Origin of the sequence: Sphingobacterium kyonggiense (genome assembly GCF_039536825.1) — a bacterium.
GTDB classification, from domain to species: domain Bacteria; phylum Bacteroidota; class Bacteroidia; order Sphingobacteriales; family Sphingobacteriaceae; genus Sphingobacterium; species Sphingobacterium kyonggiense.
The window spans coordinates 114098-140113 of record NZ_BAAAZI010000006.1 but is presented as its reverse complement, the minus strand read 5'-3'; the positions used below and the strand labels follow the sequence as shown (position 1 = coordinate 140113).

At 38.8% G+C, this 26016-nt stretch carries 22 protein-coding genes; 11 read left to right on the top strand and 11 right to left on the bottom strand.

Annotation, left to right across the window (positions count from 1 at the left end; translation table 11 throughout):
• Nucleotides 1-261 precede the first annotated feature (261 nt).
• Both ABD676_RS05435 and ABD676_RS05430 read right to left on the bottom strand, forming a co-directional pair.
• Nucleotides 262-945 carry a metal-dependent hydrolase gene (locus ABD676_RS05435; RefSeq protein WP_344673579.1) on the bottom strand — a complete coding sequence of 228 codons (684 nt, stop codon included), beginning with the start codon at nt 943-945 and terminating at the stop codon, nt 262-264.
• Between the two features lie 7 nt (nt 946-952).
• The gene (locus ABD676_RS05430) at nt 953-1270 is read right to left on the bottom strand and encodes a YbaB/EbfC family nucleoid-associated protein (protein WP_344673578.1); all 318 of its coding nucleotides are present in this window, start codon (nt 1268-1270) and stop codon (nt 953-955) included.
• 113 nt (nt 1271-1383) lie between these two features.
• Here ABD676_RS05430 and ABD676_RS05425 point away from each other — a divergent pair, with 113 nt between their 5' ends.
• Nucleotides 1384-1881 carry a substrate-binding domain-containing protein gene (locus tag ABD676_RS05425; protein WP_344673577.1) on the top strand — a complete coding sequence of 166 codons (498 nt, stop codon included), beginning with the start codon at nt 1384-1386 and terminating at the stop codon, nt 1879-1881.
• 140 nt (nt 1882-2021) lie between these two features.
• On the opposite strand, the gene ABD676_RS05420 is transcribed toward ABD676_RS05425, so the two are convergent.
• Entirely contained in the window at nt 2022-3248 is a 1227-nt protein-coding gene (locus ABD676_RS05420) for a hypothetical protein (protein WP_344673576.1), read from the bottom strand.
• 214 nt (nt 3249-3462) lie between these two features.
• On the opposite strand from ABD676_RS05420, the gene ABD676_RS05415 reads away from it, so the two are divergent.
• Complete coding sequence (locus ABD676_RS05415) at nt 3463-4056, top strand: thymidine kinase (RefSeq protein ID WP_344674310.1); 594 nt, start codon at nt 3463-3465, stop codon at nt 4054-4056.
• A gap of 16 nt (nt 4057-4072) precedes the next feature.
• Here the strand turns inward: ABD676_RS05415 and ABD676_RS05410 are convergent, their stop codons facing one another.
• On the bottom strand, nt 4073-4786 hold the full coding sequence (locus ABD676_RS05410) for a class I SAM-dependent methyltransferase (RefSeq protein ID WP_344673575.1): 714 nt from the start codon (nt 4784-4786) through the stop codon (nt 4073-4075).
• Nucleotides 4787-4874: 88 nt separating this feature from the next.
• Here ABD676_RS05410 and ABD676_RS05405 point away from each other — a divergent pair, with 88 nt between their 5' ends.
• Complete coding sequence (locus ABD676_RS05405; protein ID WP_344673574.1) at nt 4875-5702, top strand: LysR family transcriptional regulator; 828 nt, start codon at nt 4875-4877, stop codon at nt 5700-5702.
• Between the two features lie 126 nt (nt 5703-5828).
• Here ABD676_RS05405 and ABD676_RS05400 read toward each other — a convergent pair whose 3' ends face one another.
• Nucleotides 5829-6335 carry a glutathione peroxidase gene (locus tag ABD676_RS05400; RefSeq protein WP_344673573.1) on the bottom strand — a complete coding sequence of 169 codons (507 nt, stop codon included), beginning with the start codon at nt 6333-6335 and terminating at the stop codon, nt 5829-5831.
• Nucleotides 6336-6352: 17 nt separating this feature from the next.
• Entirely contained in the window at nt 6353-7213 is an 861-nt protein-coding gene (locus ABD676_RS05395) for an N-acetylglucosamine kinase (RefSeq protein ID WP_344673572.1), read from the bottom strand.
• A gap of 258 nt (nt 7214-7471) precedes the next feature.
• Between ABD676_RS05395 and ABD676_RS05390 the strand changes: the two genes are divergently transcribed.
• Nucleotides 7472-10129, top strand: a complete 2658-nt coding sequence (locus ABD676_RS05390; RefSeq protein ID WP_344673571.1) for a M14 family metallopeptidase — start codon at nt 7472-7474, stop codon at nt 10127-10129.
• A 1084-nt stretch (nt 10130-11213) separates the two neighbouring features.
• Here the strand turns inward: ABD676_RS05390 and ABD676_RS05385 are convergent.
• A complete protein-coding gene (locus ABD676_RS05385; RefSeq protein ID WP_344673570.1) occupies nt 11214-12218 on the bottom strand; it encodes a D-alanine--D-alanine ligase in 1005 nt (334 codons plus the stop codon).
• Nucleotides 12219-12357: 139 nt separating this feature from the next.
• On the opposite strand from ABD676_RS05385, the gene ABD676_RS05380 reads away from it, so the two are divergent.
• The 7 genes from ABD676_RS05380 (at nt 12358) to ABD676_RS05350 (ending at nt 20770) form a co-directional block, all read left to right on the top strand.
• Nucleotides 12358-13161: a PASTA domain-containing protein gene (locus tag ABD676_RS05380; RefSeq protein WP_344673569.1), complete on the top strand. Its 804-nt coding sequence runs from the start codon at nt 12358-12360 to the stop codon at nt 13159-13161.
• Between the two features lies 1 nt (nt 13162).
• Complete coding sequence (mltG, locus tag ABD676_RS05375; RefSeq protein WP_344673568.1) at nt 13163-14206, top strand: endolytic transglycosylase MltG; 1044 nt, start codon at nt 13163-13165, stop codon at nt 14204-14206.
• A gap of 2 nt (nt 14207-14208) precedes the next feature.
• Nucleotides 14209-14619, top strand: coding sequence for an acyl-CoA thioesterase (locus ABD676_RS05370; protein WP_344673567.1), 411 nt, complete (start codon nt 14209-14211; stop codon nt 14617-14619).
• On the top strand, nt 14620-15591 hold the full coding sequence (locus tag ABD676_RS05365) for a YihY/virulence factor BrkB family protein (RefSeq protein ID WP_344673566.1): 972 nt from the start codon (nt 14620-14622) through the stop codon (nt 15589-15591).
• Between the two features lie 50 nt (nt 15592-15641).
• Complete coding sequence (locus ABD676_RS05360) at nt 15642-17801, top strand: ATP-binding protein (RefSeq protein ID WP_344673565.1); 2160 nt, start codon at nt 15642-15644, stop codon at nt 17799-17801.
• Nucleotides 17802-17903: 102 nt separating this feature from the next.
• Complete coding sequence (gene rpsA, locus ABD676_RS05355) at nt 17904-19838, top strand: 30S ribosomal protein S1 (protein ID WP_344673564.1); 1935 nt, start codon at nt 17904-17906, stop codon at nt 19836-19838.
• 95 nt (nt 19839-19933) lie between these two features.
• Complete coding sequence (locus tag ABD676_RS05350; RefSeq protein WP_344673563.1) at nt 19934-20770, top strand: sulfurtransferase; 837 nt, start codon at nt 19934-19936, stop codon at nt 20768-20770.
• A gap of 56 nt (nt 20771-20826) precedes the next feature.
• Here ABD676_RS05350 and ABD676_RS05345 read toward each other — a convergent pair whose 3' ends face one another.
• The 4 genes from ABD676_RS05345 to hutI are packed head-to-tail and all read right to left on the bottom strand — an operon-like array spanning nt 20827 to nt 26014.
• On the bottom strand, nt 20827-21705 hold the full coding sequence (locus tag ABD676_RS05345; RefSeq protein WP_344673562.1) for a pirin family protein: 879 nt from the start codon (nt 21703-21705) through the stop codon (nt 20827-20829).
• Between the two features lie 41 nt (nt 21706-21746).
• Entirely contained in the window at nt 21747-22727 is a 981-nt protein-coding gene (gene hutG, locus ABD676_RS05340; protein ID WP_344673561.1) for a formimidoylglutamase, read from the bottom strand.
• 17 nt (nt 22728-22744) lie between these two features.
• The gene (locus ABD676_RS05335) at nt 22745-24754 is read right to left on the bottom strand and encodes a urocanate hydratase (protein ID WP_344673560.1); all 2010 of its coding nucleotides are present in this window, start codon (nt 24752-24754) and stop codon (nt 22745-22747) included.
• Between the two features lie 3 nt (nt 24755-24757).
• Nucleotides 24758-26014 carry an imidazolonepropionase gene (hutI, locus tag ABD676_RS05330; RefSeq protein WP_344673559.1) on the bottom strand — a complete coding sequence of 419 codons (1257 nt, stop codon included), beginning with the start codon at nt 26012-26014 and terminating at the stop codon, nt 24758-24760.
• Between the last annotated feature and the right edge of the window lie 2 nt (nt 26015-26016).

Sequence of the window (26016 nt, the reverse complement as noted above, 5' to 3'; positions counted from 1 at the left end):
TAGTAAGTATTTAGTAATTAGACCTATGGCGGGATAATATCTTTGCTATTAACAACTCAAAGCAACGCGAAGAGTCTTTCTCCCTTCACAGCAGACACGGAATAGAGCAGTAAAAGGATAGCATAATTTGTGTCCATGTATAAAAAAAGAAAGGAACAACGATAACACTGTTCCTTTCTTTTTTTACGCTATAAGACCTGAATTCCACCCCTCTAATAGCGCAGCGGTCTCATATCTCATATCTAACAGCGCAGCGGTGTCTTATAATGAATAAGTCTCGCCAATCTCTGGCAAAGTCAAAGTCAAATCAGCTTCGCTGAATAACTTTTCTGTTGCGTCATGATCAATTTTAATAGGCGGGAATGAGTCAAAGTGTGTACCAATGATATTTTGGCATTTCACAAATTGGGCTGCGATTACTGCATCTTCAGCGTCCATGGTATAGTGACCACCGATTGGTAGGAATGCATAATCAATATTAAAACGTTCCAACAATTTCATTTCCATAGTAAGGGCAGTATCTCCAGAAACGTAAATGGTCTTTCCATCCACGAAGAATACATATCCTACAGGAAAACCACCATATTGACCATCCGGAGTACTATTGGAATGTGCTGCAAATACCATTTTCACTTTACCAAAAGGAAGATGTACTGTACCACCCAAGTTAAATTCAATCACCTTATCCTTTGCAATCCCTTGTTTTCTAACCCAAGCAGCAGTCTCCACAATACTAACGACCACTGCATCTTTACTCTTTTGAGCGGTTACCAAATCAGCAACATGATCTTCATGACCATGTGTTAAGAAGATATAATCAGGACTTAAATCCTCAGCTTTTAATGATTTTGCGAGTGGATTGTAAGTCACAAATGGATCTAACAATACTTTGGTGCCATTAAAGTCGAATTCAAAACACGAATGTCCGTAATAAGTATATTTCATGATTTGCTTATTTATTACCGAATAAATTTCCTAATCCACCAAAACCACCAAGTAAATCTTGTGATGCTGCTTGCATCTCTGTTTGCGAGATGTTCTCAGCCTGGCTAATGGCTTTATTTATCGCTACGATCAATAGCTCCTCCAATTCTTCTCTATCCGCTTCAGCTAAAAATTCTGGATCAATCTTAACCTCTCTAATTTCTTTATTTGCTGTAGCAATAACACGGATCTTTCCGCCTTCAGCCTCTCCTGACACCGATACATGATCCAATCTATCCTTAATTTCTTTCGCTTTCTGTTGCGCCTCAAATAACTTATCAAACATAATTCTCTTTGTTTTTAACCATTCCAAAATACGAATTATTTACTAATCTTGACAAACTTTGTAGGTTCTTTTAAGCAGCTTGATTACCTTTGCAGCTACAATTATTCATACAAATGGATCAACTAAAACATTATACGGAAATAGCCAACGAATTGGAAGGACGCAATCCTCAAGCTTTTGAAACATTGGAAGAAGAAATCAACATCCTCATCCACAAGCTGAAGTTCATCCCAATGGAAAGCCGTCCAAATGTCCTTATCCAACATTTAAACAGCAGTGTTATTGACCAGGATTACCTAGAGGAAATCATGCAAGTTGCAGGGGGTAAATTACTTGCCAGCAATCAAGACTTAAACGAAGCTGATTTCTTAATCTTTATTCACGACGCTCCAGATTTCTTCAGCAAGCTTCCACAACTTCTGGAAACTCAATACGCAGAAATCAAAGCCGTAAAAGACAACCAAATCTATATCATCAATAAAGCAAAGTTCGGAACTGTAAAATCCGATTACCTACAAGATATCGAGATCCTTGCCGAAATCGTACAATCCAAATATTTCATCTATGGACACGAAGGAAATAGCTGGGTTAAGTTCTCTATGAGTATATAGTAGTTAGTATTTAGTAATTAGACCTTAAGTCAATACCTTATGGATAAAGCACTTAAGATCTAATTACCTTGAATATTTCCAACTTCTAAAATAAACTCTAACCCGCCCAAGTCTAACTACTAAATACTATATACCAAATACTAATTAAACTTCTTCCTCAACAGCTCATACAATTTATCGACTGTCTGGGGTTTAGTAGCCCAATTGTTTTTAAGGGCATAATTAGATTGCAGGAAGGCATCTGCTTCGGCGAAATTATCAAATCTATTTAGTAATTCGATGGCTTCGCTGTAGGCTAAGCTATAGCCATTAAAAAGATCTTTTATAAAAAGCAGCTTATCATTCAAGCTCACTGCAGTCTTCAAATCTACTATGGTTTCCGAGCTTCTACTGGACGATGTGTTGAATTGCTGCGCATGGGTCATGCCAGCTCTTTTCTGTTGCTGAATCAGCTCATTTAAGGTCAATGGACGATTTGGTTTCGCCTCTGCTTCCTTAGCCAAATCATTTAACGTAGCTTCTGGTTTAGCAGGCTCTTCAATACGCACCTCTTTCTCTTCAATTCGAACCTCATTAACAACAGGTTCTGTTGCGATTGGCTCTGCCTTTTCAACTGGTTTAACCTCCTCTTTAGCCTCTTGTTCGTAGGCAGGTTTTACCGATGTATAATTCGACTCAGGTGTGTGTACCGGACTCGATTGAGATTGGTAGCTAGCAGGTTCTTCAGAAACTGGAGCTTTCTTTTCTTCTGTATTTTCCGTTTGTTCGGTTTCCTTCTCCTCTTCGTATTGCTCAATCTCTGAAGCTTCTTCCGCAGCAACCTCTTGATCGTTTTCTGCTTCTTCTTTATATTCTTCTACATCAGGTTCCGGCTCTGATAAAGAATCAGTGATGGACGTCGTTGCTTCTTCAATCTCCTCATTATCCGTTTCCTTTGTATCTTCCACCTCTTCTTGCTCTTCTTTTCTTACTTCCTCATCCTGTTTGTTGCTTTCTGCACCAAATTGACTCGAGAATGGAATCTCTTCATGATATTCTTCTACCGAAGACACTTCCTCATCTACAGGCTCTACTTCTTGGATTTCCTCTTCTACCGGTTGGTTATCCGCTTCTTGTGCAGAAACTTCCACCGGAGGAGTGAAAATCGATTCTTCTGAAACAACAGACTTAGCAGACTGATTAGGATCCGCTTGCTCATTTGCTAAAATCGTCAGATGCTCCGCTAAATACTTAGCTTTCGCACTCAGCATCAGTAATTCCAAACGGTCTTTGCTCAAATCCTCTGAATTTAAAGCTGCATATCGCTCGTTTAAATCAACTAATAAATCTCCAATTCTTCCTAAAATATCCTGATTTGTATATGACATAGTCTTGTGTATTGATTCTAATTTTTGCTATCCGTTTTTTGGCAACTTATAAAAATTAAACAAACTGACTCTTACTTAGTTTAGGTTTTTATTTATAGCCTCTCCTTCAAAAATAAGATTTAATTCTGATATTCGTAAGCGAATAGGCCTAAGAAATTCAGGTTTCTTCAGCTAAAAACATCCTATTATTTTATAAATACGAGCAATCATCATGATGTTGTTTTCAGAACATAATTTTCATCGTCGTCGCGATAGTATCGGGAGCATTGAGGTTATTTGTGGATCAATGTTTTCGGGTAAAACAGAAGAACTTATCCGTCGGATGAAGCGTGCTCAATTTGCGAAGTTACCTGTAGAGATTTTCAAGCCTGAGGTCGATATCCGCTATGGATTAAACGAGGTCGTATCGCACGACAGCAATTCCATTCCTTCTACTCCTGTTGCCCATTCTTCCGCTATCCTCTTGCTGAGTTCAGAAACCAAAGTCGTTGGGATAGATGAAGCTCAATTCTTTGATGAAGAGCTTCCCGATGTTTGCATACAATTAGCTAATCGCGGTATACGGGTTATCGTTGCTGGATTAGATATGGATTATTTAGGCAAACCATTTGGTCCGATTCCAAACCTTATGGCGATTGCTGAGGAAGTCACCAAGGTACATGCCGTTTGTGTGCAATGTGGGGCTCCTGCAAATTATTCTTACCGAACCCAACAAAGTGATGCGCGTGTATTACTAGGTGAAAAAGAAAGCTACGAACCAAGATGCCGTAGCTGTTATTTTGAATTGGATACCGAGGATCCATGTTAATTTAAACTCCCCTATCCTATTTAAAGCCCAAAAAAGAACTAAAGCATAGATTCTTGTGTAGAATATCTACGTCTTTAAATCCCACTTGTTCCATCATCTTCAATTGAAAAAGTAAAGGTCTAGGCGAATCCTCTTTCTCGATATAAGCAAATACATGTTCCTGATAGGCTTTATCTTTCAACTCAACCAAGAAATCCCCATATCGCTCCGTATACATAAATTCTTGCAAAGCTGGACTATTTTGTTCCACCAAATCAAAAACCCATAGACTCCCCCCAGTTTTCAGCAGACTGTAAATTTTCTTTAAGGATTTTTCCCAATCTGCATCATCTCTCAAATGATGTAAAACAGCCGTAGCGATAATGACATCGTATTTATTCTCTTCCAAAGCAACAGTTCTAAAATCTCCCTTAAAGACTTGAACCAGTCCATTACTCACTTCTTCTACCCTTACTTTCGCTCGATCTAACATGGGCTGACTCAAATCAACCAAATCCACATTCACCTGATTATGTGTCTTCATAATGGTTTTAACGGCATAATTCCCGGCACCACATCCAATATCCAATAGATTTTCCAAATTCGGATATAAACGTTTGATACCATCCGTTATTAACTCCATGTTCAACACCGCATCAATCGTATTGGCTTGACTGCTTTCTAAATTAGAAAAACGCTCTACATCAGCATCAAAACGCTGTTCTATTTCTTCAATACTCGATTTATTCATACCCTAAAATTTATATTCTCAAATATAAAAGACCTATCAATACCTAAAAAATACTATTTTTATCATAAATCAATACCAAAAAGGTATCATGGAACTAAGACACATTCAATATTTCCAAGTTTTAGCCGAAGAATTGCACTTTGGCAATGCTGCAAAACGTCTGTTTATCTCCCAACCACCATTAAGTAGGCAGATTAAGGAATTGGAACTCGAATTAGGGGTCAGTCTCTTTACCCGAACGAACAAAAAAGTAGCTCTAACAGATGCAGGAAGATATTTATACACGCAGACAGCAAGCCTATTGCAACAGCTGTCACAGGTAAAAAATAACACGAAATTAATCCATGATCAATTATCAGGTGAGATTAAACTGGGTTTTATCAGCTCCACTTCGAAAGTTCTAATTGCTAGAATTCTTGAAGAATTGAAAACGAGCTATCCTGCTTTACAGATCAACTTATTTGAAGCCTCGAGCATCAAACAGTTAACAGCAATCCAAGAAGGTAAATTAGATTTAGCCATTATTCGTACGGACAGCATTCCTTCGGGAATCAATCAAACTTTACTATATCAAGAAGAACTTTGCCTAGTTGGTCCTGCAGGAATCAGAAATTGGAATGAAAGCATGAAACAATTGAATTTCATATCCTTCAACCCAAAGTATGCCCCGCAATATTACCAAGAAACGCTGGACTACTGTCAGCAACTTGGTATTGAACCAACTTTCCGACATCAATGCAATAACATGATTGCGATATTAGAATTAGTAAGCCTAGGTTTGGGATTAGCCATCGCTCCAAAAAGCATGTGCATAAACCGGAAGGACTTAAGCCTATTCAGCCCAAGCAGAAAAAATTTACAAATGATCAGTAAAGTCTATCTATGTATTCAGCTGATCTTCAAAACAGTCATTTAACAACATTGATCAAACAGATCACACGCACAGCTAATCAGCTACTGTAAGACAAAGAATGGTTATTTATCAAAAACTATAAGGCATAAAAAAAGCATCTTTTCAGATGCTTTTCTCAATTCTTATGAATTATAAATTTTTAATAATGGATTGATCCATTGGTGTTACTTTGGAACGATAGCGGTGTGCTAATTTACCATCTTTACCGATTAGGAATTTCTCGAAATTCCAGTTGATAGCACCTGTAAAATCAGGATTCTCAGCAGTAGTTAAGTACTTGAAAAGTGGATCCATCTTTTCTCCAGTTACATCAACTTTGTCTGACAATAAGAAAGTCACCCCAAAATTCTTTTCACAGAATTCAGCAATTTCCTTACTACTTCCAAATTCTTGATTCTTGAAGTTGTCTGATGGGAAACCAATAACCACTAATTTATCACCGTATTTCTTATGCAATTCTTGCAATTCTTTATACTGCGGTGTAAAACCACATTTTGAAGCTGTATTAACGATCAGCATTGGTCTTCCTTTAAATTCGGAAAGGGAAACCTTTTTTCCATCCAGCGTTTTAAAGCTATAATCATATACCGTAGGCTGTTGAAACAACAGGGTAAATACCATAATCAATGAATACATAATGTTTTCTATTATTTTTAAATTTCAACGTTCAATTCACGATTCACCACAAAGTGGAAAATCTCCTCTATAGGATTCTTCAATATCGTGCCAATCTTGACGCCATGTAGTGAGCACACCTCACGTAGATGCAGGTCAAAATGATAAGCAATCTGCCCTACAAAATGCACCTCATACTCCCAAAACTCAGGATAGGTCATCACATTGGTACGAACGAATTCATCAAAACCATTACGCAGTAAATTATCAATATAAGGATGCGCACGATTATCGCCCATAAACTTGGCAAAACTTGCTAAATAAGCATTCGGACGGTCGCGTTGATAAACATTCTTAATGATAATGTCCTTGGTGATGTGATGGGCTTCCTTGAATACACGCATTAAATCGCGAGGCATAGTTTCATACAGATAATCTGTAATCAATTGTTTCCCAAACCATGCACCAGACCCTTCATCTCCTAGCACATAGCCATTGCCGTGCACACTCGGAGCTAGAATTTCACCATCAAAAAAACTAATATCAGAGCCTGTTCCCAGGTTACATATCAATCCTTTGCTTTCGCCAAAGGTAGCATAGGCTGAACCTAGAATATCGCTCTCTACAGAAATGTAGGAGCTCGGAAATATTTCTGATAAGGCATTAGACACCAACTCCCGACGATCGGGGGTGGAACATCCAGCTCCAAAAAAATACACTTCATGTATCTCATTGATGTATGGAATAATTTCCTGTACATCAGACATGGTATTGGTTATTTCTTTTTCACTTACAAAAAACGGATTGAGGCCTTTGGTACTGAAACTTAATGGTTTACTATCTGGAAGCTGGAGCATCCAGTCTGATCTTGATGAACCACTATCTGCAACTAAAATCATATTGTTAAAATATCATCAAACCCAAATATACAAAATTACAAATGGCTCTAACAAAAATAATCGCTATTGTTTTAGGACAGAACAGCTTAGCAATGGAGAATATTTTTATAAAGCTCGTAACAGTTTGCAATAAGAACAAAGCAATCCCCAAAATCGTTCTGTAATATTATCGTGAAAATTGTTTTTTACCAGCACTTTAGCCTTGTCTTTATTTATCCTTTTCTATCTTTAGGTCAATCATTTTAACCTAATTAGATTATGATAAAATTTCGAAAGCCTTATTGGTTGTTGGCCCTAGCATGGATTTCCTTTCATCCGCTTCAGGCTCAACAGATCAGCAGCCCCAAAGAACATTTTGGTTTTAATATTGGTGATGATTACCAATTGGCAAACTATACACAGACAGAGGCATACTTCCATAAGCTCGCCAAACAATCTGACCGTGTTAAGCTTCAAGTCATTGGAAAAACTGAAGAAGGTCGCGAACAATTGATGTTAATTATCAGCTCTCCTGAGAACTTAAAAAATATCGATCGTTTCCAAAACATCTCCAGAACAATGGCGCAAGCGAACATACCGGAGGTGGAAGCGCGTAAATTAGCAAAAGAAGGAAAATCGGTCGTGTGGATTGACGGTGGATTACACTCCAATGAAGTAGTAGCTACTCACCAACTGATTCAAACGGCTTATTTGTTAGCAAGTTCTAACAACGAGGAAACTCAAAGAATTCTAGACCAGTCCATCATTCTACTTACTCATGCCAATCCTGATGGACATGAATTGGTAGGCGATTGGTATATGCGCGAGTCCGATCCTTTAAAAAGATCAACCGGATATATCCCCAAATTGTATCAAAAGTATGCGGGACATGATAATAACCGTGATTTTTTCATGCTAAATCTAAAAGAGAGTCAAAACATCGCGAAACAATTATTTGTAGAATGGGTTCCTCAAATCATGTACAACCACCACCAAACAGCGCCTGCAGGTGCTGTGGTAGCGGGAGCACCTTATCGTGATCCTTTCAACTATGTTTTCGACCCTTTATTAATGTCGGGCATTGATGCCCTCGGAGCAGCCATGTCTTCACGAATGAATGCAGAAAACAAACCAGGCTACACCGCCAAAGGAGGGTCTGTATTCTCGACTTGGTATAATGGCGGACTTAGAACAACGACTTATTTCCACAATGTAATCGGTCTATTAACCGAAATCATTGGTAACCCTACACCCTATGAAATCCCACTTGTGCCGAGTCGTTTAATCCCTTCAAGCAATACGCAAAACCCGGTAGTGCCTCAAAAATGGCACTTCCAACAGTCGATAGATTATTCAGTTTCTTTGAATTATGCGGTAATGGGTTATGCCAGTCGTTATAAAGATGAGGTACTTTACAACATCTATCGCATGGGCAGAAACTCCATTGAACGAGGTTCCAAAGACTTTTGGCCATTATCTCCATCAAAGGTTGCCATCATCGACACAGCACTCAATCAAGCTCGCAGAAAAGGAAACAACCAGGTAAACCGTTCTCAAGTTCAAAATATTCTTGGCGAACTTTTTCAAAATAAAGATCTTCGAGATCCTAGAGGATATATCATTCCAGCGGATCAAGCCGACTTCAGCACCGCTAAGAAATTCTTAAATGCCTTAATTCAAAATGGCATTCAGGTTCAACAAGCGAATAACAGCTTTACGGTAAACGGCAAGTCCTATCCAAAAGGATCTTATGTGATCAAGACCAATCAGGCATTCCGTCCACATATCCTCGATATGTTTGAGCCACAGGATCACCCAGATGATTTTGAATACCCAGGCGGCCCTCCTATCCCACCGTACGATGCCGCAGGATGGACTTTAGCATACCTAATGGATGTGAAGTTCGATCGTATTCTAGATGACTTCCAAGGTCCTTTTGAAAACCTAAACATTGGTGAGATCATCCCTATTAAAGCAACGAATAAACCTGTTGGCAAATACATCAAATTGCCTGCAAATATCAACGATAGCTATAAGATTGCTAACCAGCAATTGAACCAAAAATCAAAGGCTTGGCGCGATCAAGTATCTGGTGATTTCTACGTAGAGAATAATCAAAAAGTAGACTTAACATTTGATGCTTCGGGTGTTAATGCACTTCCGAAATCTGCCAAACCATTAAAATCTCTTCGCATTGGCCTATGGGACAGCTACGGTGGCTCTATGCCGTCTGGCTGGTTGAGATTCCTTATGGAACAAAATGCCTATAATTTTGAAGTGGTGTACCCCTCTGCAATTGACAAAGGAAGTCTGAACGCCAAATACGATGTGTTGATATTCCCAGGAAACTCTATTCCTCGATACATTGGAACAGGTAATCCAACCGTTTCCCGTGGAGGAAACTTGGAAATGCCGGAGAATATTCCAGCAGAATACCAAGAACGTTGGGGTCGCTTATCGGTCGATAAATCAATCCCTATATTGAAAGATTTTATGGAAAAAGGCGGCAAGGTAATTACCATTGGCAACAGCTCAGATCTGGCAGAACATTTGAACCTAGCGGTAGAAGATGCCTTAGTAGATGCAGATCACAAACCCCTAAAACGTACAGACTTCTATACTCCAGGATCGGTAATAATTGCTCATGTTGGCCAAAACAACCCAAGCACTTGGGGTTATGGTGAAAAGATCGACCTATATTACAGCAATGATAACCTCTACAAAATCAAGGATGAGAAAATCAAACCATTGTTATGGTTTGCAAGTGATCAGGTTTTGAAAAGCGGATGGTCATGGGGAGAAAAATACCTTAAAGACGGTGTTTTAGCTTTCGAAACACCTATTGGAAAAGGAAAACTAGTATCCTTCGGAAATGATATCAATTTCCGTTCACAAACTCACGGAACATTCAAATTGCTATTTAATCAATTACAATAAGTTTTAACAATAATTCATCAAAGGGAGTAAGCTAAATTCAAAACAGTTTACTCCCTTTTTTATGTCGAGAATTCCTGCATATTCCATGGTGCTTTCAAGGGGTTTTCCAGGGGTTTGATTCGACACTCTTTCGGATCTCCTTCGGAACTTGTTCGGATCTCCTTCGGATCTCGTTCGGTTCCGACCGAACGAGATCCGAACAAAATCCATATCAGATCCGTAAAAATTCCTTGAGTGTATCAAAGGAAACACGAGTAAATTATGATGAGATAACAGACGACAGACAACAGAAAATAGATAGGAATTAGATAGGAGATATGAGACTGCTATGCTATTAGATTTGAGACAAAAGAAATCTGTCTAAAAGACTTATTGGCGTAATAAGACATACCACTCAGAGCGAAGCGAAGAGTCTGTTTTACCTTCAAATTAAACTTTCTAGGTAGTACGTTAGGTAGGGGCGGTACTGAGTGAGTTTGAGGTTAGGGGGGCACCCCCCGACGAAAACGAACGGAATGTCCGCCCGTTTTAAAAACCAGTTGTAAGTGTTTTTTTTTAGATATTATTTATTAACGGGCGATGCATGCATCGACCCTACCAAAAATCGTGATCTAATTAGTAAAAACGATGATAACCGTAGGGTCGAAGCATGCTTCGACCGTTTAAATTAGACTCAAAATCTAATGTCTTGCTTCGAAAAATAAATAGGGTGGTGGATTATTTTATAGGCGGTCGATGCATGCATCGACCGATTAAAATCATTATTAAAAACAAATTATTATGGAAAAAATATATAGTTTGAAGTTCGTTCATCTTCGATGAACGATGACGTGGTCTTATGGGGGTTAAGAAAGACTCTTCGCTTTGCTCTGAGTTGTAAATGTTTTACTTGCAGTAAATTGCGGACGATGCATGCATCGTCCGATTAATATAAACTCAAAATCGAGTATTTCAATTCGAAAAATAAACAGGGTTATGAATTGTTTTATAAGCGGTCGATGCATGCATCGACCCTACAGCTAACCGTAAATTAATCCCTTCTCACCTCCGCTTCACCCCTACTATCTAACAGCGAAGCGGTCTCCTACTTTCCCAACAAAGCCGCTTCAATCAATTCTCCGTAGAAATCAGATTCTTTTCTACCTGATGCTCGTACTTGTTGAGGGATAAAGCTTTGAGCAGTTTGACCCGGTACAGTATTGATTTCTATAAAGAAAAATTTATCAGTATTGTTTTCGATAAAGAAATCGACGCGAACCATTCCTTTACAGTTTAATCGGATATAAATCTCTTGGATTAATTGGTCTGCAAGGTCTTTTTGTGCTGCTGTCAAATCGGCAGGGGTGATTTCCTCCGTAAGGCCTGGTGTATATTTCGCTTCGAAGTCGAAGAATTCACGTGTGGTCTTCACTTCCGTTGCGGGAAGTACTTGCAATTCGCCTTTGGCATTTCTATAAATACCTTGAGAAAATTCGCGGCCTGTTACAAACTCTTCAACCAACACTTGCTTTCCGGTATTCTCCGCATCATAAGCATTATTCAATGCTTCGGGAAGCTCTTCCCAAGTCTTTACCTTGCTCATACCAATACTACTGCCACCGGCATTCGGTTTTACAAATAATGGTAAAGCAAGTTTTTCTTTTACAAGGTCAGCTGCTGCTGGACGGTGTTCCTCAAAAAGTAAGACCGATTGAGCTACATTTAGATTGGGAATATCCTGAATAATGGCTTTCGTATAACCTTTATTCATGGTTAATGCAGAAGTTAAAGCAGAGCAAGTAGTATAAGGTAAACCAATCATGTCAAAATAACCTTGCAACCTGCCATCCTCACCAGGAGTTCCATGAATAATAATAAATGCTACATCAAAGTTGATTTTCTCATTCAGGTTCAAGGAGAAATCCTGACGGTCAATTTCATATTTCACTCCCTGTTCATCGGTATAAAACCAAGAGTCTAAACCAAGGTTAATGGTATAAACATCGTATTTTTCCTTATCAATTTGGGAATAAACAAATGCCGAGCTTTTGAATGAAACTTCCGCTTCACCGGTATATCCGCCTGTAATTAGAGCAACTTTAGTTTTCATATGTATAATTCAAGAAGCAAATATAATTTGAGATACGAGATAAAACGAATATTTTTGCGCTTATATTCATGCCTGATTGTTAGAATTCCGAAAAATGGAATTAATATTGTTAGGACAAACATAAAAAAGCAAAAGATCAATGTCGAAATTCTTTTTATACCTAAGAACGGATGCGTTCAGGAAAAACCTTATCGGATCCATTATTTTCTTAGTGGTTCTTTTTGTTGTTGTTTATTTTGGTTTAAAACTCTACACCAAACATGGAGACTCACAAGAAGTGCCCGTATTAAAGGGTTTACATATTTCTGAGGCATTAAGTGTTTTAGATAAAGCTGGATTAGAATATGAAGTGGATTCCATTTATCAGATGGATGCCAAGCCGGGCTTGGTCATTGATCAGGATCCAGATCCACAAGCGCATGTGAAGAGTCGTCGTACGATCTATTTGACTATTATTACACAGACTGCACCAGAAATTGCTTTTCCAGAGGTATTGGACAAGACTTTCATTGAAGCTTCAGCAATCTTAAAAAATCACTCTTTAAAAATTGCGGACACTACTTATATCAATGATATCGCTCGCGATGTGGTATTAGATGTCAAATTTGCAGGTCAGCCTTTACGTGCAGGACGCATGGTTCCAAAGGGTTCTAAGATTAGTTTAGTATTAGGAAATGGACGTGGTGATAGTGAGGTAGAGATTCCAAACCTATTGGGATTACCATTAAGCGAGGCTAAATTTGCTTTGGCAGGTGTCGGTTTGACCTTAGGTGGTGTTACCTTCTCCGATGGATCTAATGATTCCTTAAACTCGGTTATTGTGAAACAAAGCCCTGATACTAGCGCACGTATTATTTCCATTGGTTCAGCTATACATGTTACATTAGCGAAGCCAGCAGCAGAAACTCCAACTACTCCAACAACACCTCAACAAAATCCATAATATGGCAACGAATAGTAAAAAGAGCAAAACCTCCCTTTATATTGGATTATTAATTCTTGTCCTCGGATTAACGGTGGCAGGTACTGCCTACTTTATGTTTATGGCTCCTTCCATCGCAACTGATGAAGAATATTTTTATGTAAAAACTGACGAGCCCTATGCAGAGGTCATGAAACGTATAGAATCAGAAGGAATTGTGAAGAACAGCAGTCTATTCAACTATGCGGCGAAATTCATGGATTTGGAGAAGACAGGTATTAAAGCGGGACGGTATAAATTATCTAAGGATTTAAGCAACCGTCGCTTTATTGGAAACCTTCGTGCAGGCTATCAAGATGCCGTAAAATTTCGTTTCCAAAATATTCGTCTCAAAGAAAACTTTGCAGGTCTCTTAGGAAAAGAGTTTGAAGCAGATTCTTTGGCATTCTTAAACCTATTGAACGATGAGGCTTTGGCGGAAAAGTATGGATTCAATAAGGATAATTTCTTTACCATGTTTATCCCAAACACCTATGAAATCTACTGGAACACAAACCCTAAGGAAGTCATAGACCGTTTTTCTAAGGAATATGAAAAATTTTGGAATGCAGACCGAAAAGCAAAAGCAGCAGCATTAAACCTAACCCCTCAAGAGGTTAGCGTATTAGCATCCATCGTAAAAGGAGAAGCTTTACATGTGGATGAAATGCCAAAAATCGCAGGTTTATATTTAAACCGATTGAAAAAAGGCATGTTATTACAAGCCGATCCTACGGTTATTTTTGCCAATAATGATTTCACTATTCGCCGAGTATTAAACAAACACTTGGTTATTGATAATCCATACAATACTTATCGTTTCAAAGGACTTCCTCCGGGACCTATTATGATGCCAAGCATTGCTTCCATTGATGCGGTATTAAATTACGCGCAACACGAATACATCTATATGTGTGCAAAGGATGATTTTTCAGGATACCATTTGTTCGCTACGAACGTTGCAGAACATCAGATCAATGCCCGTAAGTTCCAAAAAGCATTAGACGCTAGAAACATCAAGAAATAAACATGTTTAGTTTTAAACACCATATCCGCGTTCGTTATGCGGAGACAGACCAGATGGGCTATGTCTATTATGGGAACTACGCCACCTATTATGAGGAGGCCAGGACAGAGATGCTACGCAGTACTGGGTTTTCCTATAAGGAACTAGAAGACATGGGTGTGATGCTGCCTGTTACAGATCTGAACTGTAAATTCATTAAAGCGGCGAAATATGATGATTTAGTAACGATTAATATCTATATTCGGGAAAAGCCAGGCATTCGTATTAAATTTGAATACGAGCTATTTAACGAAGCGGGCGAGCTGCTAAACACCGGTTATACCCAATTGGTATTTGTAGATATGGAACGAGGTCGTCCATGTAAGCCACCACAAGTATTCGTTGACAAGATGGCTCCATATTTTGGAGAATAAATGAAAAGAGTACAAGATCAACTTCTTCGGTTTAAACCTTATGACCAACTCATAGAATGGTCAAAAGGTGCTACATTACCTGGATTTGGGAAGTTACCACTGTATACTGTATTGGCCTTTTTCTTTCAGGAGATCGCTCGAGAGTCCATCTTAAACAAAGCTTCTTCCCTAGCCTACAATTTTATGTTGGCAATCTTTCCAGGAATCATCTTTGTATTTACGCTTATCCCCTATATTCCAGTTGATAATTTCCAGGAACAACTGCTGGACCTAATCCAATTGGCATTGCCAAACAATGCTTTTGAGGTATTGCAAACAACCTTAGTGGACATCATTAAACGTCAGAACTCCGGTTTATTATCGGCGGGTTTTGTGCTCTGTACGTTCTTCTCGACCAATGGGATGACAACCTTAATGATGACCTTCAATAAAGCCGCGCTTTCAAAGGAATCGAGAACTTGGTTACAGCGTCGTATCATTGCTTTGGGATTGGCGATTGCTATCGTATTAGCATTGGCCGTTGGGATTGCTTTATATGCAGGATCAAACTACTTAATCAACTACCTAAAATCACATATTGATTATGACTTAAAATGGTTTTGGGCCATGCTGATTAAGACTGCTCAGTGGCTAATTCTCTTCAGTATCTATTTTTTTACAGTCAGTTTGATCTACAAATTTGGACCAAGCTCTACAAAAAAATGGAAATTATTCACTCCCGGAGCTACCTTAGCAACCTTCTTGGCCATGCTTTCCTTCTCCCTTTTTACCTTCTACATAAACAACTTTGGAGCGTACAATAAACTATACGGATCTATCGGTACATTGATCGTAGTGATGATTTGGATGTATATTAACGCTTTAATATTAATTATTGGATTTGAATTAAACGCAAGTATTGCTCTATCAAAACAGAGTATAAAAATAGTCAAACCTAGGGTGTATAATTCCTTTAAGCCAGACAAAACTTAAATAACCCATGTAACAATTAATAACGCTTTTTAATTAACTTTGCACGATCTATGGAAGATAAAGAAATATTAAGAAGCAGTAAACGAAACAGAAATGTTCGTAATATCCTATTATCCTCCATCATCGTATTGTTCATTACGTTCGTCGTAGTTTTCCTATTTTCTTTTATCCAATATAAATCCATTCAAAATAGAATTCAATCTATCTACGTGGCTATCAATGGGGATAAAAATGATTTCAGTGAATTACTGAATCTATTCAATGAGGCAGAGAACAGTTTCCGTAATTTTTCGATTTCTTATAATAAACAAGATTACGACACCTACAGGGACCGTTTGACACATTTAAAGTCTGCAGTTGACTCCTTAATAAAAACTAAAGATTTTATAACCTTAGGAAATTCCGAATCTTCCAACTCCACACGGGTTACTGACCTTTTACCTAAATATCATTCGTTAAATGCCAAGGTTGATTCAATGCTTTCAGCATCAGAATTACTAAAGGACATTCAAGCAAAAGCTTCCGATGATTCCATGTTTCGCCTCCCTAAGCAGAATTCAATTGCAGACACCGATAGGTTTCAGTTGCAAAATGAGCGAAATACACAATTGGTCATTAAGCGTAAGCCATTATTGCAACGAATTTTTCAGAAAAAAGAAGATACAGTTTCGGTTAATGGGTATGACACGTATAATGTTGAAAAAACAGAGATTTTCAAAACTTTGGAAGAGATTATCTCGGAGAATAATTTGCAAACTGCTGAAAAGCTGAAGGAGCTTCGTTCAACAATGTCCCAGCTGCGTAAGAATGAAAGAGCCTTATTAGCGGATAATTTCACCCTCTTACATAGTGCCAATCAATTGATTCGAATGATTCACGATGAACGCATCGATATTCAACGCGGGAATACAGATCGTGAATTAAGTACCTTAATTGCCAGTACCGATACTTTCCGTTGGCAGATTATTGTTTCCTTGACTTTCGTATTTATTATTATTTGTATTCTGGTCTATTACCAATTCTTCTCCGCTTATTATGAACGTAAGCTGATGGAAGAAAAAGTGTATGCATCCAAGTTAGCAGAACAGAAAACGGATATTCTAGCAGAGATCACCCATGAGATAAGGACACCATTGAATTCGCTTATCGGTATAGTGGATTTATTGAAGAGCAGAAAGGATTTATACCAGCCTAAAGATATTACCTTATTGGAATCTGCTTATTCAAATATCACCATGACTTCCAAAACCATTAATGATATTTTAAATTTAAGTAAGATTGACCAACATGATTCCATTGATCCGACGCATTTTGACTATAATGATTTGCTTTTGGAAGTAATAGAAGGTCATCAGCATCAGGCGAAATTGAAAAACATAAGCTTAGATTATCAAATTAACCGCGAAGTACCATCCATTATCTATACCGATGAAGTCAAGGTTCGGCAGATTTTAAACAACTTGGTCAGTAATGCAATAAAATATTCTTCTAAAGGTACTGTAACCAGTAGTATGCGGGTAAACGAGAAGGGTCATTTGATTATTCAAGTTTCAGATCAAGGAGAAGGTATTCCTGATAACCTTAAGAAAAACATCTTTAAAAAATACTATACAGTTAATAAGTCTAATAAAATTGACAGTGGTGTTGGTTTGGGACTATATATCACAAAGAACATCGTCAATATGCTGGATGGTAAGATTGGATTCCGCACCACCACAGGCTCTGGCACCACTTTTATAGTTGACTTACCAATCCCAAAACCGAAATACAGACGTAAAAACACAACTAATGTACATCGGGTAAATGAATTATCTACTGAATTAGGTTGGCTGATTGTAGATGATAATGCATTAAACCTTCTTTATTTACGGCAATTCTTCTCGTTACATAATAAAGTATTTACGGCTACAAATGGAAAAGAGGCTTTAACAATTCTTGAGCAGGAAAAAATTGATGTTGTAGTTACCGATATCAATATGCCCATTATGACTGGAGATGAATTATTGGAAAAAATCAGACAAAACGAAGAATGGGATCAGGTAAAAATCATTGCTACATCATCTGATAACGAACAAGTTAAGAGTCTTGAGAAGCAACGTAAGGTACGTTTTGACGGGATCTTGATTAAGCCATTCAATGAGAAGAAGCTTACAGAAATCATCTTAAAAACCCTGTATCCAATCTTTGAGGATTCGGAGGAAAAGCTATAGGATAACGGTAAGCTAAACTTTTTTTTCTCTAAACTCTTGTAAATAAACTTTTTTCGTATCTTTGCAGTCCCTACCACGTAGGGAAAAGGAGAAAATTAATTAATGGCAAAAAAACAAGAAGCAGAAAAAGAGTTAGCGGCGAAAAACGCAGAGCTACAAGGTGCTGACACAAAAGTTGTGAAGGACACTGAAAAGATTGAGTCTGAGGCAGATTCAAATTTAATCGATGAGATTAAATCGAACACTTGGAGTACTCCACAAGGAGACTTCGATTGGGATCTTGATGAGAAAGCTTTTGGTAACTACAGCGACACTGAGCGTGCTCAATTAGAAGAGCAGTACGCAGGTACGTTTAACCAAATCAATCAAGGTGAAATTATTGAGGGTATTGTTGTATCTATCAATAACAAAGATGTTGTTTTAAACATCGGTTTCAAATCAGACGGTCTAGTAGCATTATCTGAGTTCCGTGACTTACCTGACTTAAAAGTTGGTGATACGGTTGATGTATTCGTTGAGTCTCAAGAAGACGCAAACGGTCAATTAGTATTATCACGCAAACGTGCTAAAACACAAAAATCTTGGGAAGAGATCAACGAGGCATTGGAAAATGACAAAATCATTGATGGTTTCGTTAAATCACGTACTAAAGGTGGTTTAATTGTAGATATCAAAGGTGTTGAGGCATTCTTACCAGGATCACAAATTGATATTAAACCGATCCGTGACTACGATATCTATGTAGGTAAAACAATGGAATTCAAAGTTGTTAAGATCAACCATGAGTTCAAAAACGTTGTAGTATCTCACAAAGTATTGATCGAAGACGATTTGGAAAACCAAAAATCAGAGATCGTTGCGAAATTGGAAAAAGGACAAGTATTGGAAGGTACTGTTAAAAATATCACTGACTTCGGTGTGTTCATCGACTTGGGTGGTGTTGACGGATTACTTCACATTACAGACATCTCTTGGGGCCGTATCGAGCATCCAAAAGAAGTTCTTGCACTTGACCAAACTATTAACGTGGTTGTTCTTGACTTTGACGATGAGAAAAAACGTATCGCATTAGGCTTGAAACAACTTTCTGAGCACCCTTGGGAATCTTTAGACAAAGGTTTAGAAATCGGTTCTAAAGTTAAAGGTAAGATCGTTACTGTAGCTGACTACGGTGCTTTCTTAGAAATCATCCCTGGTGTTGAAGGATTAATCCACGTTTCTGAAATGTCTTGGTCTCAAAACTTACGTTCTCCTCAAGAGTTCTTGAAAGTAGGTGACGAAATCGAAGCTGTGATCTTAACTTTAGATCGTGAAGAGCGTAAAATGAGCTTAGGTATCAAACAATTGACTCCAGATCCATGGCAAAACATCACTGAGCGTTACCCGGTAGGTTCTAAACAATCAGCAGTTGTTAAAAACATGACTAACTTCGGTGTATTCGTTGAGTTAGAAGACGGAATCGATGGTCTTATCCACATCTCTGACCTTTCATGGTCTAAGAAAGTTAACCACCCTAACGAATTCACTAAAGTAGGTGAGAAATTAGAGGTTGTGGTATTGGAATTAGACGAAGAAAATCGCAAGCTTTCTTTAGGTCACAAACAATTAGAGGAAAACCCTTGGGATACTTTCGAAACTATCTTCACAGAAGGTTCTGTTCACGAAGGTACTGTAATCAAAGTTGGTGACAAAGGAGATATCGTAGCTTTACAATATGGTGTTGAAGGTTTCTGCCCTAACAAACACTCTGTAAAAGAAGACGGTTCTGCATTGAAAGTTGACGAAGTTGCTGAATTCAAAATCATTGAGTTCAACAAAGAGAACAAACGTCTAGTTATCTCTCACTCTCGTATCTGGGAAGATGCTAAAGCTGAAGCTCGTATCGAAGAGTTCAACGCTCGTAAAAAAGAAGCTAAAACTGCTAACGCAGCAGTGAAGAAAGTTAAAGATTCAGTTGAAAAAGCAACTTTAGGTGATCTTGACGTTCTAGCTCAATTGAAAGAGCAAATGGAAGATAATGAGAAAAAATCTAAGTAATTAGATTCTAAAACATAATCTGAAGCCCCGAATATAATTCGGGGCTTTTTTTGTGCTTAGATTTCCGTAGCTTTAATCAAAACAATCAAATAAAAATGTCATCAGCAGCCATCATATCCACCGATCATGCCCTACAATTGATCCTCGAAAAGGATGCAATCATTTTGGATGCCAGCATCGATAAGGTAAACCAGAAATTGGATAACAGCACTTTAGAATTAATTCCTAACAGTCGATTCTTTGCTATAGAAGGTGCATTTTCGGATCATGATAGTCCTTTCCCACACACCCTACCATCTGCTTCACATTTTGAACAGGAAGTTCAGAAAATAGGAATTAGCCAAGACTCGGTATTAATTATTTATGATCGTTGGGGAATATACTCCAGCCCTCGAGCTTGGTGGATGTTTCGGTATATGGGATTGGAACAAGTATATGTTTTAAGGGGAGGTCTTCCAGCTTGGAAAGCTGCGGGATTACCTGTAGAGGATCATTATTTGGAAGAGACTGCTGTACATCCAGGAAACTTTAAGGCTAACCCTCGAAAAGAATGGTTGGTTAGCAAGGAACAATTACTTTCTTTATATCAAGATAAGCATGTTCAGGTTATTGATGCCCGCAGTTCTGGACGCTTTCATGGCACCGCAGCAGAACCAAGACCAGGCTTACGGTCTGGACATATTCCAGGCTCTAAAAACCTTCCATTTGACACCTTAATGGATGGCATAGATTATAAGGAAAAGGAAGAATTGGCCTTATTATTTGATGGGAAAACAAATCCAGATAAGCGCAATATCTTTACTTGTGGATCGGGCGTTTCAGCTGCCATATTAGCCTTAGCAGCACATGAGTTAGGAATTGAACAAATAGCCGTTTATGATGGTTCTTGGAGCGAGTGGGGCGCAGATCCCAATAGTCCAATTGAACAATAATATAGCATAAAAAAGGCCTTGTCGTAAACAAGGCCTTTATATGTTGAGTATAAATTTTATTTTCGAGGCTCCGGTAGAGGCACATAGCCATCATCACCCGGCACCTTTGGAAATTCATGATTTATCCATTTCTGCTTGGCTTCTTCGATAATCTCTTTAGAAGTTGCGACAAAATTCCAATAGATGAAACGCTCTTCTGGGAATGGTTCACCACCGAAGATATAAACGGTCGTCCCTGCTTTCATTTCAAAGGAACATAAATGTGCATCTAATGTGATCAATATTTGTTTAGGTCCATAATCGAAGCCATTGCTTTTGATATCGCCTTCCAAGATATACAAACCACTTTCGCCATATAGTTCATTTCGGATATCGATAAAGCTATCCTGACTAGCTTTGATCTCAACCATATAAAGCTTGCTATGAACCGGAACAGGCGATTTACGTCCAAAAGCTTCTCCGGCAATTAGTTTATAGGAGACACCATCTTCTTCCCATTGAGGAATAGCTTCTGCATCGATATGGTGGAATTCAGGTTCTTGAAATTCCAGCTCCTTAGGCAATGCCACCCAGATTTGTAATCCATGTAAGAACTTATCTTTTTGACGAAGGTATTCCGGTGTTCTTTCGGAATGTACAACCGCCTTTCCTGCGGTCATCCAATTGACAGCACCAGGTTTAATTTCAACAGCAGATCCAATACTGTCTCTGTGAAAAATAGAACCTTCGAATAAATAAGTAAGCGTGGATAAACCGATATGCGGATGAGGCCCTACATCTAAATTCTCATGATCAGCTAAACAAGCTGGACCCATATGATCAATAAATACAAAAGGACCTATAGAACGTTTTTGACGAAAAGGCAAAAGACGACCTACCATAAAGTTCCCAATGTTAGCCGCAGTTTCCTCTCGGATGAAATCAATATTTGACATGATAATAGTTTTTGTTGCAGTGCAATTAAAGTTAGGGATAATTAAGGATTACTCGCAATACGAAAGATTAAATCTGCCGCTAACTTTGTCGTTCTATTGTCAATATCGTATAGTGGATTCAATTCTGCAATATCTACAGTCCATAAATTGGCTTGCCCAAGAATACATTCAAGAATCCGTATAAAGGTTGCATCTGGTACCAGTCCATTGAAATTCAAGGCGCTGACACCGGGAGCATATGGCGCTGCAAAAACATCCATATCGATCGTTAGGTAAAGGCAATCTACTCGATCTGCAAAAGCTTGAATTCTTTCCTGAATATTCTCTAATTCCCAAGGATGAACATCATAAGCTTCAATAATCTCTACATGATGTTCTTCGGCATATTGATATAAGGCTTGTGTATTGCTGATTTGCTGTATACCAATAGCCATGTAATTGAATTCAATTCCTGCGGATTTTGACTCTTCCGCGATTTGATAAAATCCTGTACCTGAATTCCCTTTGCCATCTTTCAATGGACGAATATCTAAATGGGCATCTAAGTTGATAATACCGATTTTCTTGTTAGGATTTGCTAATCTTAGACCTTTATAATGACCATAAGTAACCTCATGTCCTCCACCTAAAACGATAGGTAGTCCGCCCATTTCTAGAATCTGCTGCACACGCTTAGCTAATTCTTGTTGAGCAGCTTCTAAATCCTCTGCTACACAGATGACATCACCCGCATCGGCAATCTCGAAGGAAGGGAAAAAATGGTCTGGTAAGTTTGCAAGCACTTTACGCATCGCTGCAGGACCATCTTTCGCTCCTACTCGACCTTGATTTCTTCGCACACCCTCATCACAACAAAATCCTAATAATACGGTTTTGAATTGCATAACGGGCAATTCCTTATCAAGATCGATCAAATCTATGATTTGATGCCAACGCTTGGAGGCAGGATCTTCACCATCAATTCGACCAGTCCAATTTGCTGCATCAGCGGCTTTGTATAGTACATTTCCTAATGCTTCCATAATTTGCTATTAATTGCTTAAGAAAACAGCTTGTCTATAAGTACATCCTCAACCCCTATTGCCCTTGTCACCTTCAGAGTGGATGTCCTATTTAATTCCGTCTCAATAGCTTGTTGTGCCTCTTTATTTCGCGCCCAGGCACGACGTGCTATACCATTGTTCACATCAAAGAAAAGCATTTGCTTTAATTTACGATCTGCTTCCGTACTTCCATCCAATAATAGACCGAATCCACCATTAATTACTTCTCCCCATCCTACTCCACCACCGTTATGGATTGACACCCAAGTAGCTCCACGGAAGCTATCACCAATAACATTGTGAATAGCCATATCCGCAGTAAACTTACTACCGTCATAAATATTGCTGGTTTCGCGATAAGGGGAGTCAGTACCACTAACATCGTGGTGATCTCGTCCCAATACCACAGGAGCAGACAAGCGACCATCATGTACGGCTTTATTGAATGCTTCGGCAATACGCGCTCTACCTAAAGCATCAGCATATAGAATGCGTGCTTGAGAACCTACGACTAATTTATTCTGTTCTGCTTCTTCTATCCATTTGATGTTATCCGCCATCTGTTGATAAATTTCCTCAGGTGCATCCGCTTGAAGCTCTTTCATAACTTCCAATGCCAATTGATCCGTTAGACGCAAATCTTCTGCTTTTCCGGAGGTACAAACCCATCGGAAAGGACCAAAGCCATAGTCAAAACACATTGGTCCTAAGATATCTTGAACGTAAGAAGGGTATTTGAAATTGATACCATCTTCGGCCATGACCTCTGCACCTGCGCGACTGCTTTCCAATAAAAAGGCATTTCCGTAATCAAAGAAATAAGTACCTCTATCTGTATGTTTATTGACAGCAGCAGCATGTCTAATTAAGGTTTTCTGTACTTCTTGTTTGAATTTATCAGGATTATTAGCGATCAGTTCATTCGATTCTTCAAAGCTAAGGTCTGCTGGATAATATCCACCAGACCATGGATTATGTAATGAAGTCTGATCAGAACCAACGGTCACAAAAACTCCTTCCTCGTAGAATCGCTCCCACACATCGACAATATTACCAATGTAGGCAATGGAAACCAGTTCTTCATTTTCTTGAGCTTCCTTGACACGGTTTATTAAGTCTTCCATGTTATCTACCAACACATCTACCCATCCCTGCTCATGACGCTTATGAGCAGCGGCAGGATTCACCTCCGCACAGACAGTTATACATCCGGCAATATTACCTGCTTTGGGCTGAGCTCCACTCATCCCTCCAAGTCCAGAAGTTAAAAAGATTTTACCCTTAATGGAGTCACCTTGTTTCAGGTGTTTTCTAAAGGCATTCATGACCGTAATGGTTGTACCATGAACAATGCCTTGTGGGCCGATATACATATAAGAACCTGCGGTCATTTGACCATATTGGGTTACACCTAAAGCATTAAACCTCTCCCAATCATCCGGTTTTGAGTAATTTGGAATCATCATTCCATTGGTTACTACCACACGCGGAGCTTGTTCTGAGGATGGGAATAATCCCATGGGGTGCCCAGAATACATGTGTAAGGTTTGTTCATTACTCATTTCCGATAGGTATTTCATGGTAACCAGGTATTGTGCCCAGTTTTGAAATACTGCACCATTACCACCATAAGTAATCAACTCATGAGGGTGTTGTGCAACTGCTGGATCAAGGTTATTCTGGATCATCAGCATGATAGCAGCAGCTTGCTCACTCTTTGCAGGATAGTCAGATATTGGACGAGCATGCATCGGATAAGTTGGGCGGAATCTATACATATAGATCCTTCCATACTCACGCAGCTCTTCCAAAAATTCAACAGCTAATTCAGCATGCCATTCTTTAGGAAAATAACGTAGGGCATTGCGAATTGCCAATTTTTCTTCGTCTTTGGTTAATATAGCCTTGCGTTTTGGGGCATGGCTTACACTTGTATCGAGTTGGGCTTTCGCAGGTAATTTTGTAGGAATTCCCTGCATAATAGCTTCTTGAAAAGTATTGTTCATCGTTTAGGAATTAGAATTATCAACCACTTTCTTTCCGGACTTCCAAACCTGTGCTGGTTGTAGAGCACCCTGGAGATAGGTAATGTTTTGATAATTATCTGTTTTATAAATTACAAAATCCGCTAGGAGACCTTCAACTAGGCGACCGCGATCTGGTAGGTTTAAGGCCTTTGCTGCACGGTAGGTAATGGCAGACAGCACCTCTGCATTACTTAATTTTTCCATCGTCGCTAGAATACTTGCGCTTTCGATTAATTTACCCATTGGTGCAGATCCAGGATTCCAGTCTGTAGCAATGGCTAAGCTAGCACCTGCATCGAGTAGCTTTCTAGCAGGAGTAAAAGCACATCCAATACCCAATGATGCTGCTGGCAGAGCAACTGCAACGACGTCTGATTGAGCAAGAGCTAATACCTCAGGGTCTCCAGATGCTTCTAAATGATCAGCAGATACCGCAGCTAATTCTACCGCTAATGCTGAACCTGAGGTACTGAACTGATCAGCATGTATGGTGATGTCAAATCCTAAATCCTTAGCCTTTTCAAAATAGGGTTTTGTTTGTTCTGCTGAAAAGGCACTACGCTCCACAAAAGCATCAATGCGTGTGGTTAAAGATTCTTCTTTTAAAATTGGGAACAATTGATCCACAATTCCTGCCAAATATTCTTCCGGAGTTCCTTCAAAGTCCTTAGGACACATGTGCGCTGCCAAACAAGTACTTATCAAATCTGCTGCACTGTGTTGGTTTGCTTTTTTTACAGCACGAAGCGTCTTTAATTCTTCTTCAACATTTAATCCATAGCCACTTTTCACTTCCACCGTTGTGATACCTTGCTTTAAAAGCATATCAGCTCTTTTACTAGTAAGATCGGCTAATTCTTCTTCTGATAATGCTCTAGTATGTTTTACCGTACTCCAAATTCCACCACCCGCTTCAGCAATTTCCAGATAAGAACTTCCGGCATTTCGCATAGCAAAATCATTTGCCCGGTTTCCTCCAAAAGCAATATGCGTATGACAGTCAATATATCCAGGTAAAACCACGTAATCATCCGTTAATTCGATGATTTCAGTACCCTGTGTATTAGCAGCCTTCAATTCCTCAAAAGAGCCAACTGCTTTTATCTTACCACCTTCTAACAGCAATCCAGCATGTTCCAAAACCTCCATATCGACATCTTTCAATGCTCCTTTTATTGGAAGATTGGCTAGGCTAAGCAATTGCTTAAAAGGCCCTATTAACTTCTTTCTTTGATCCATAA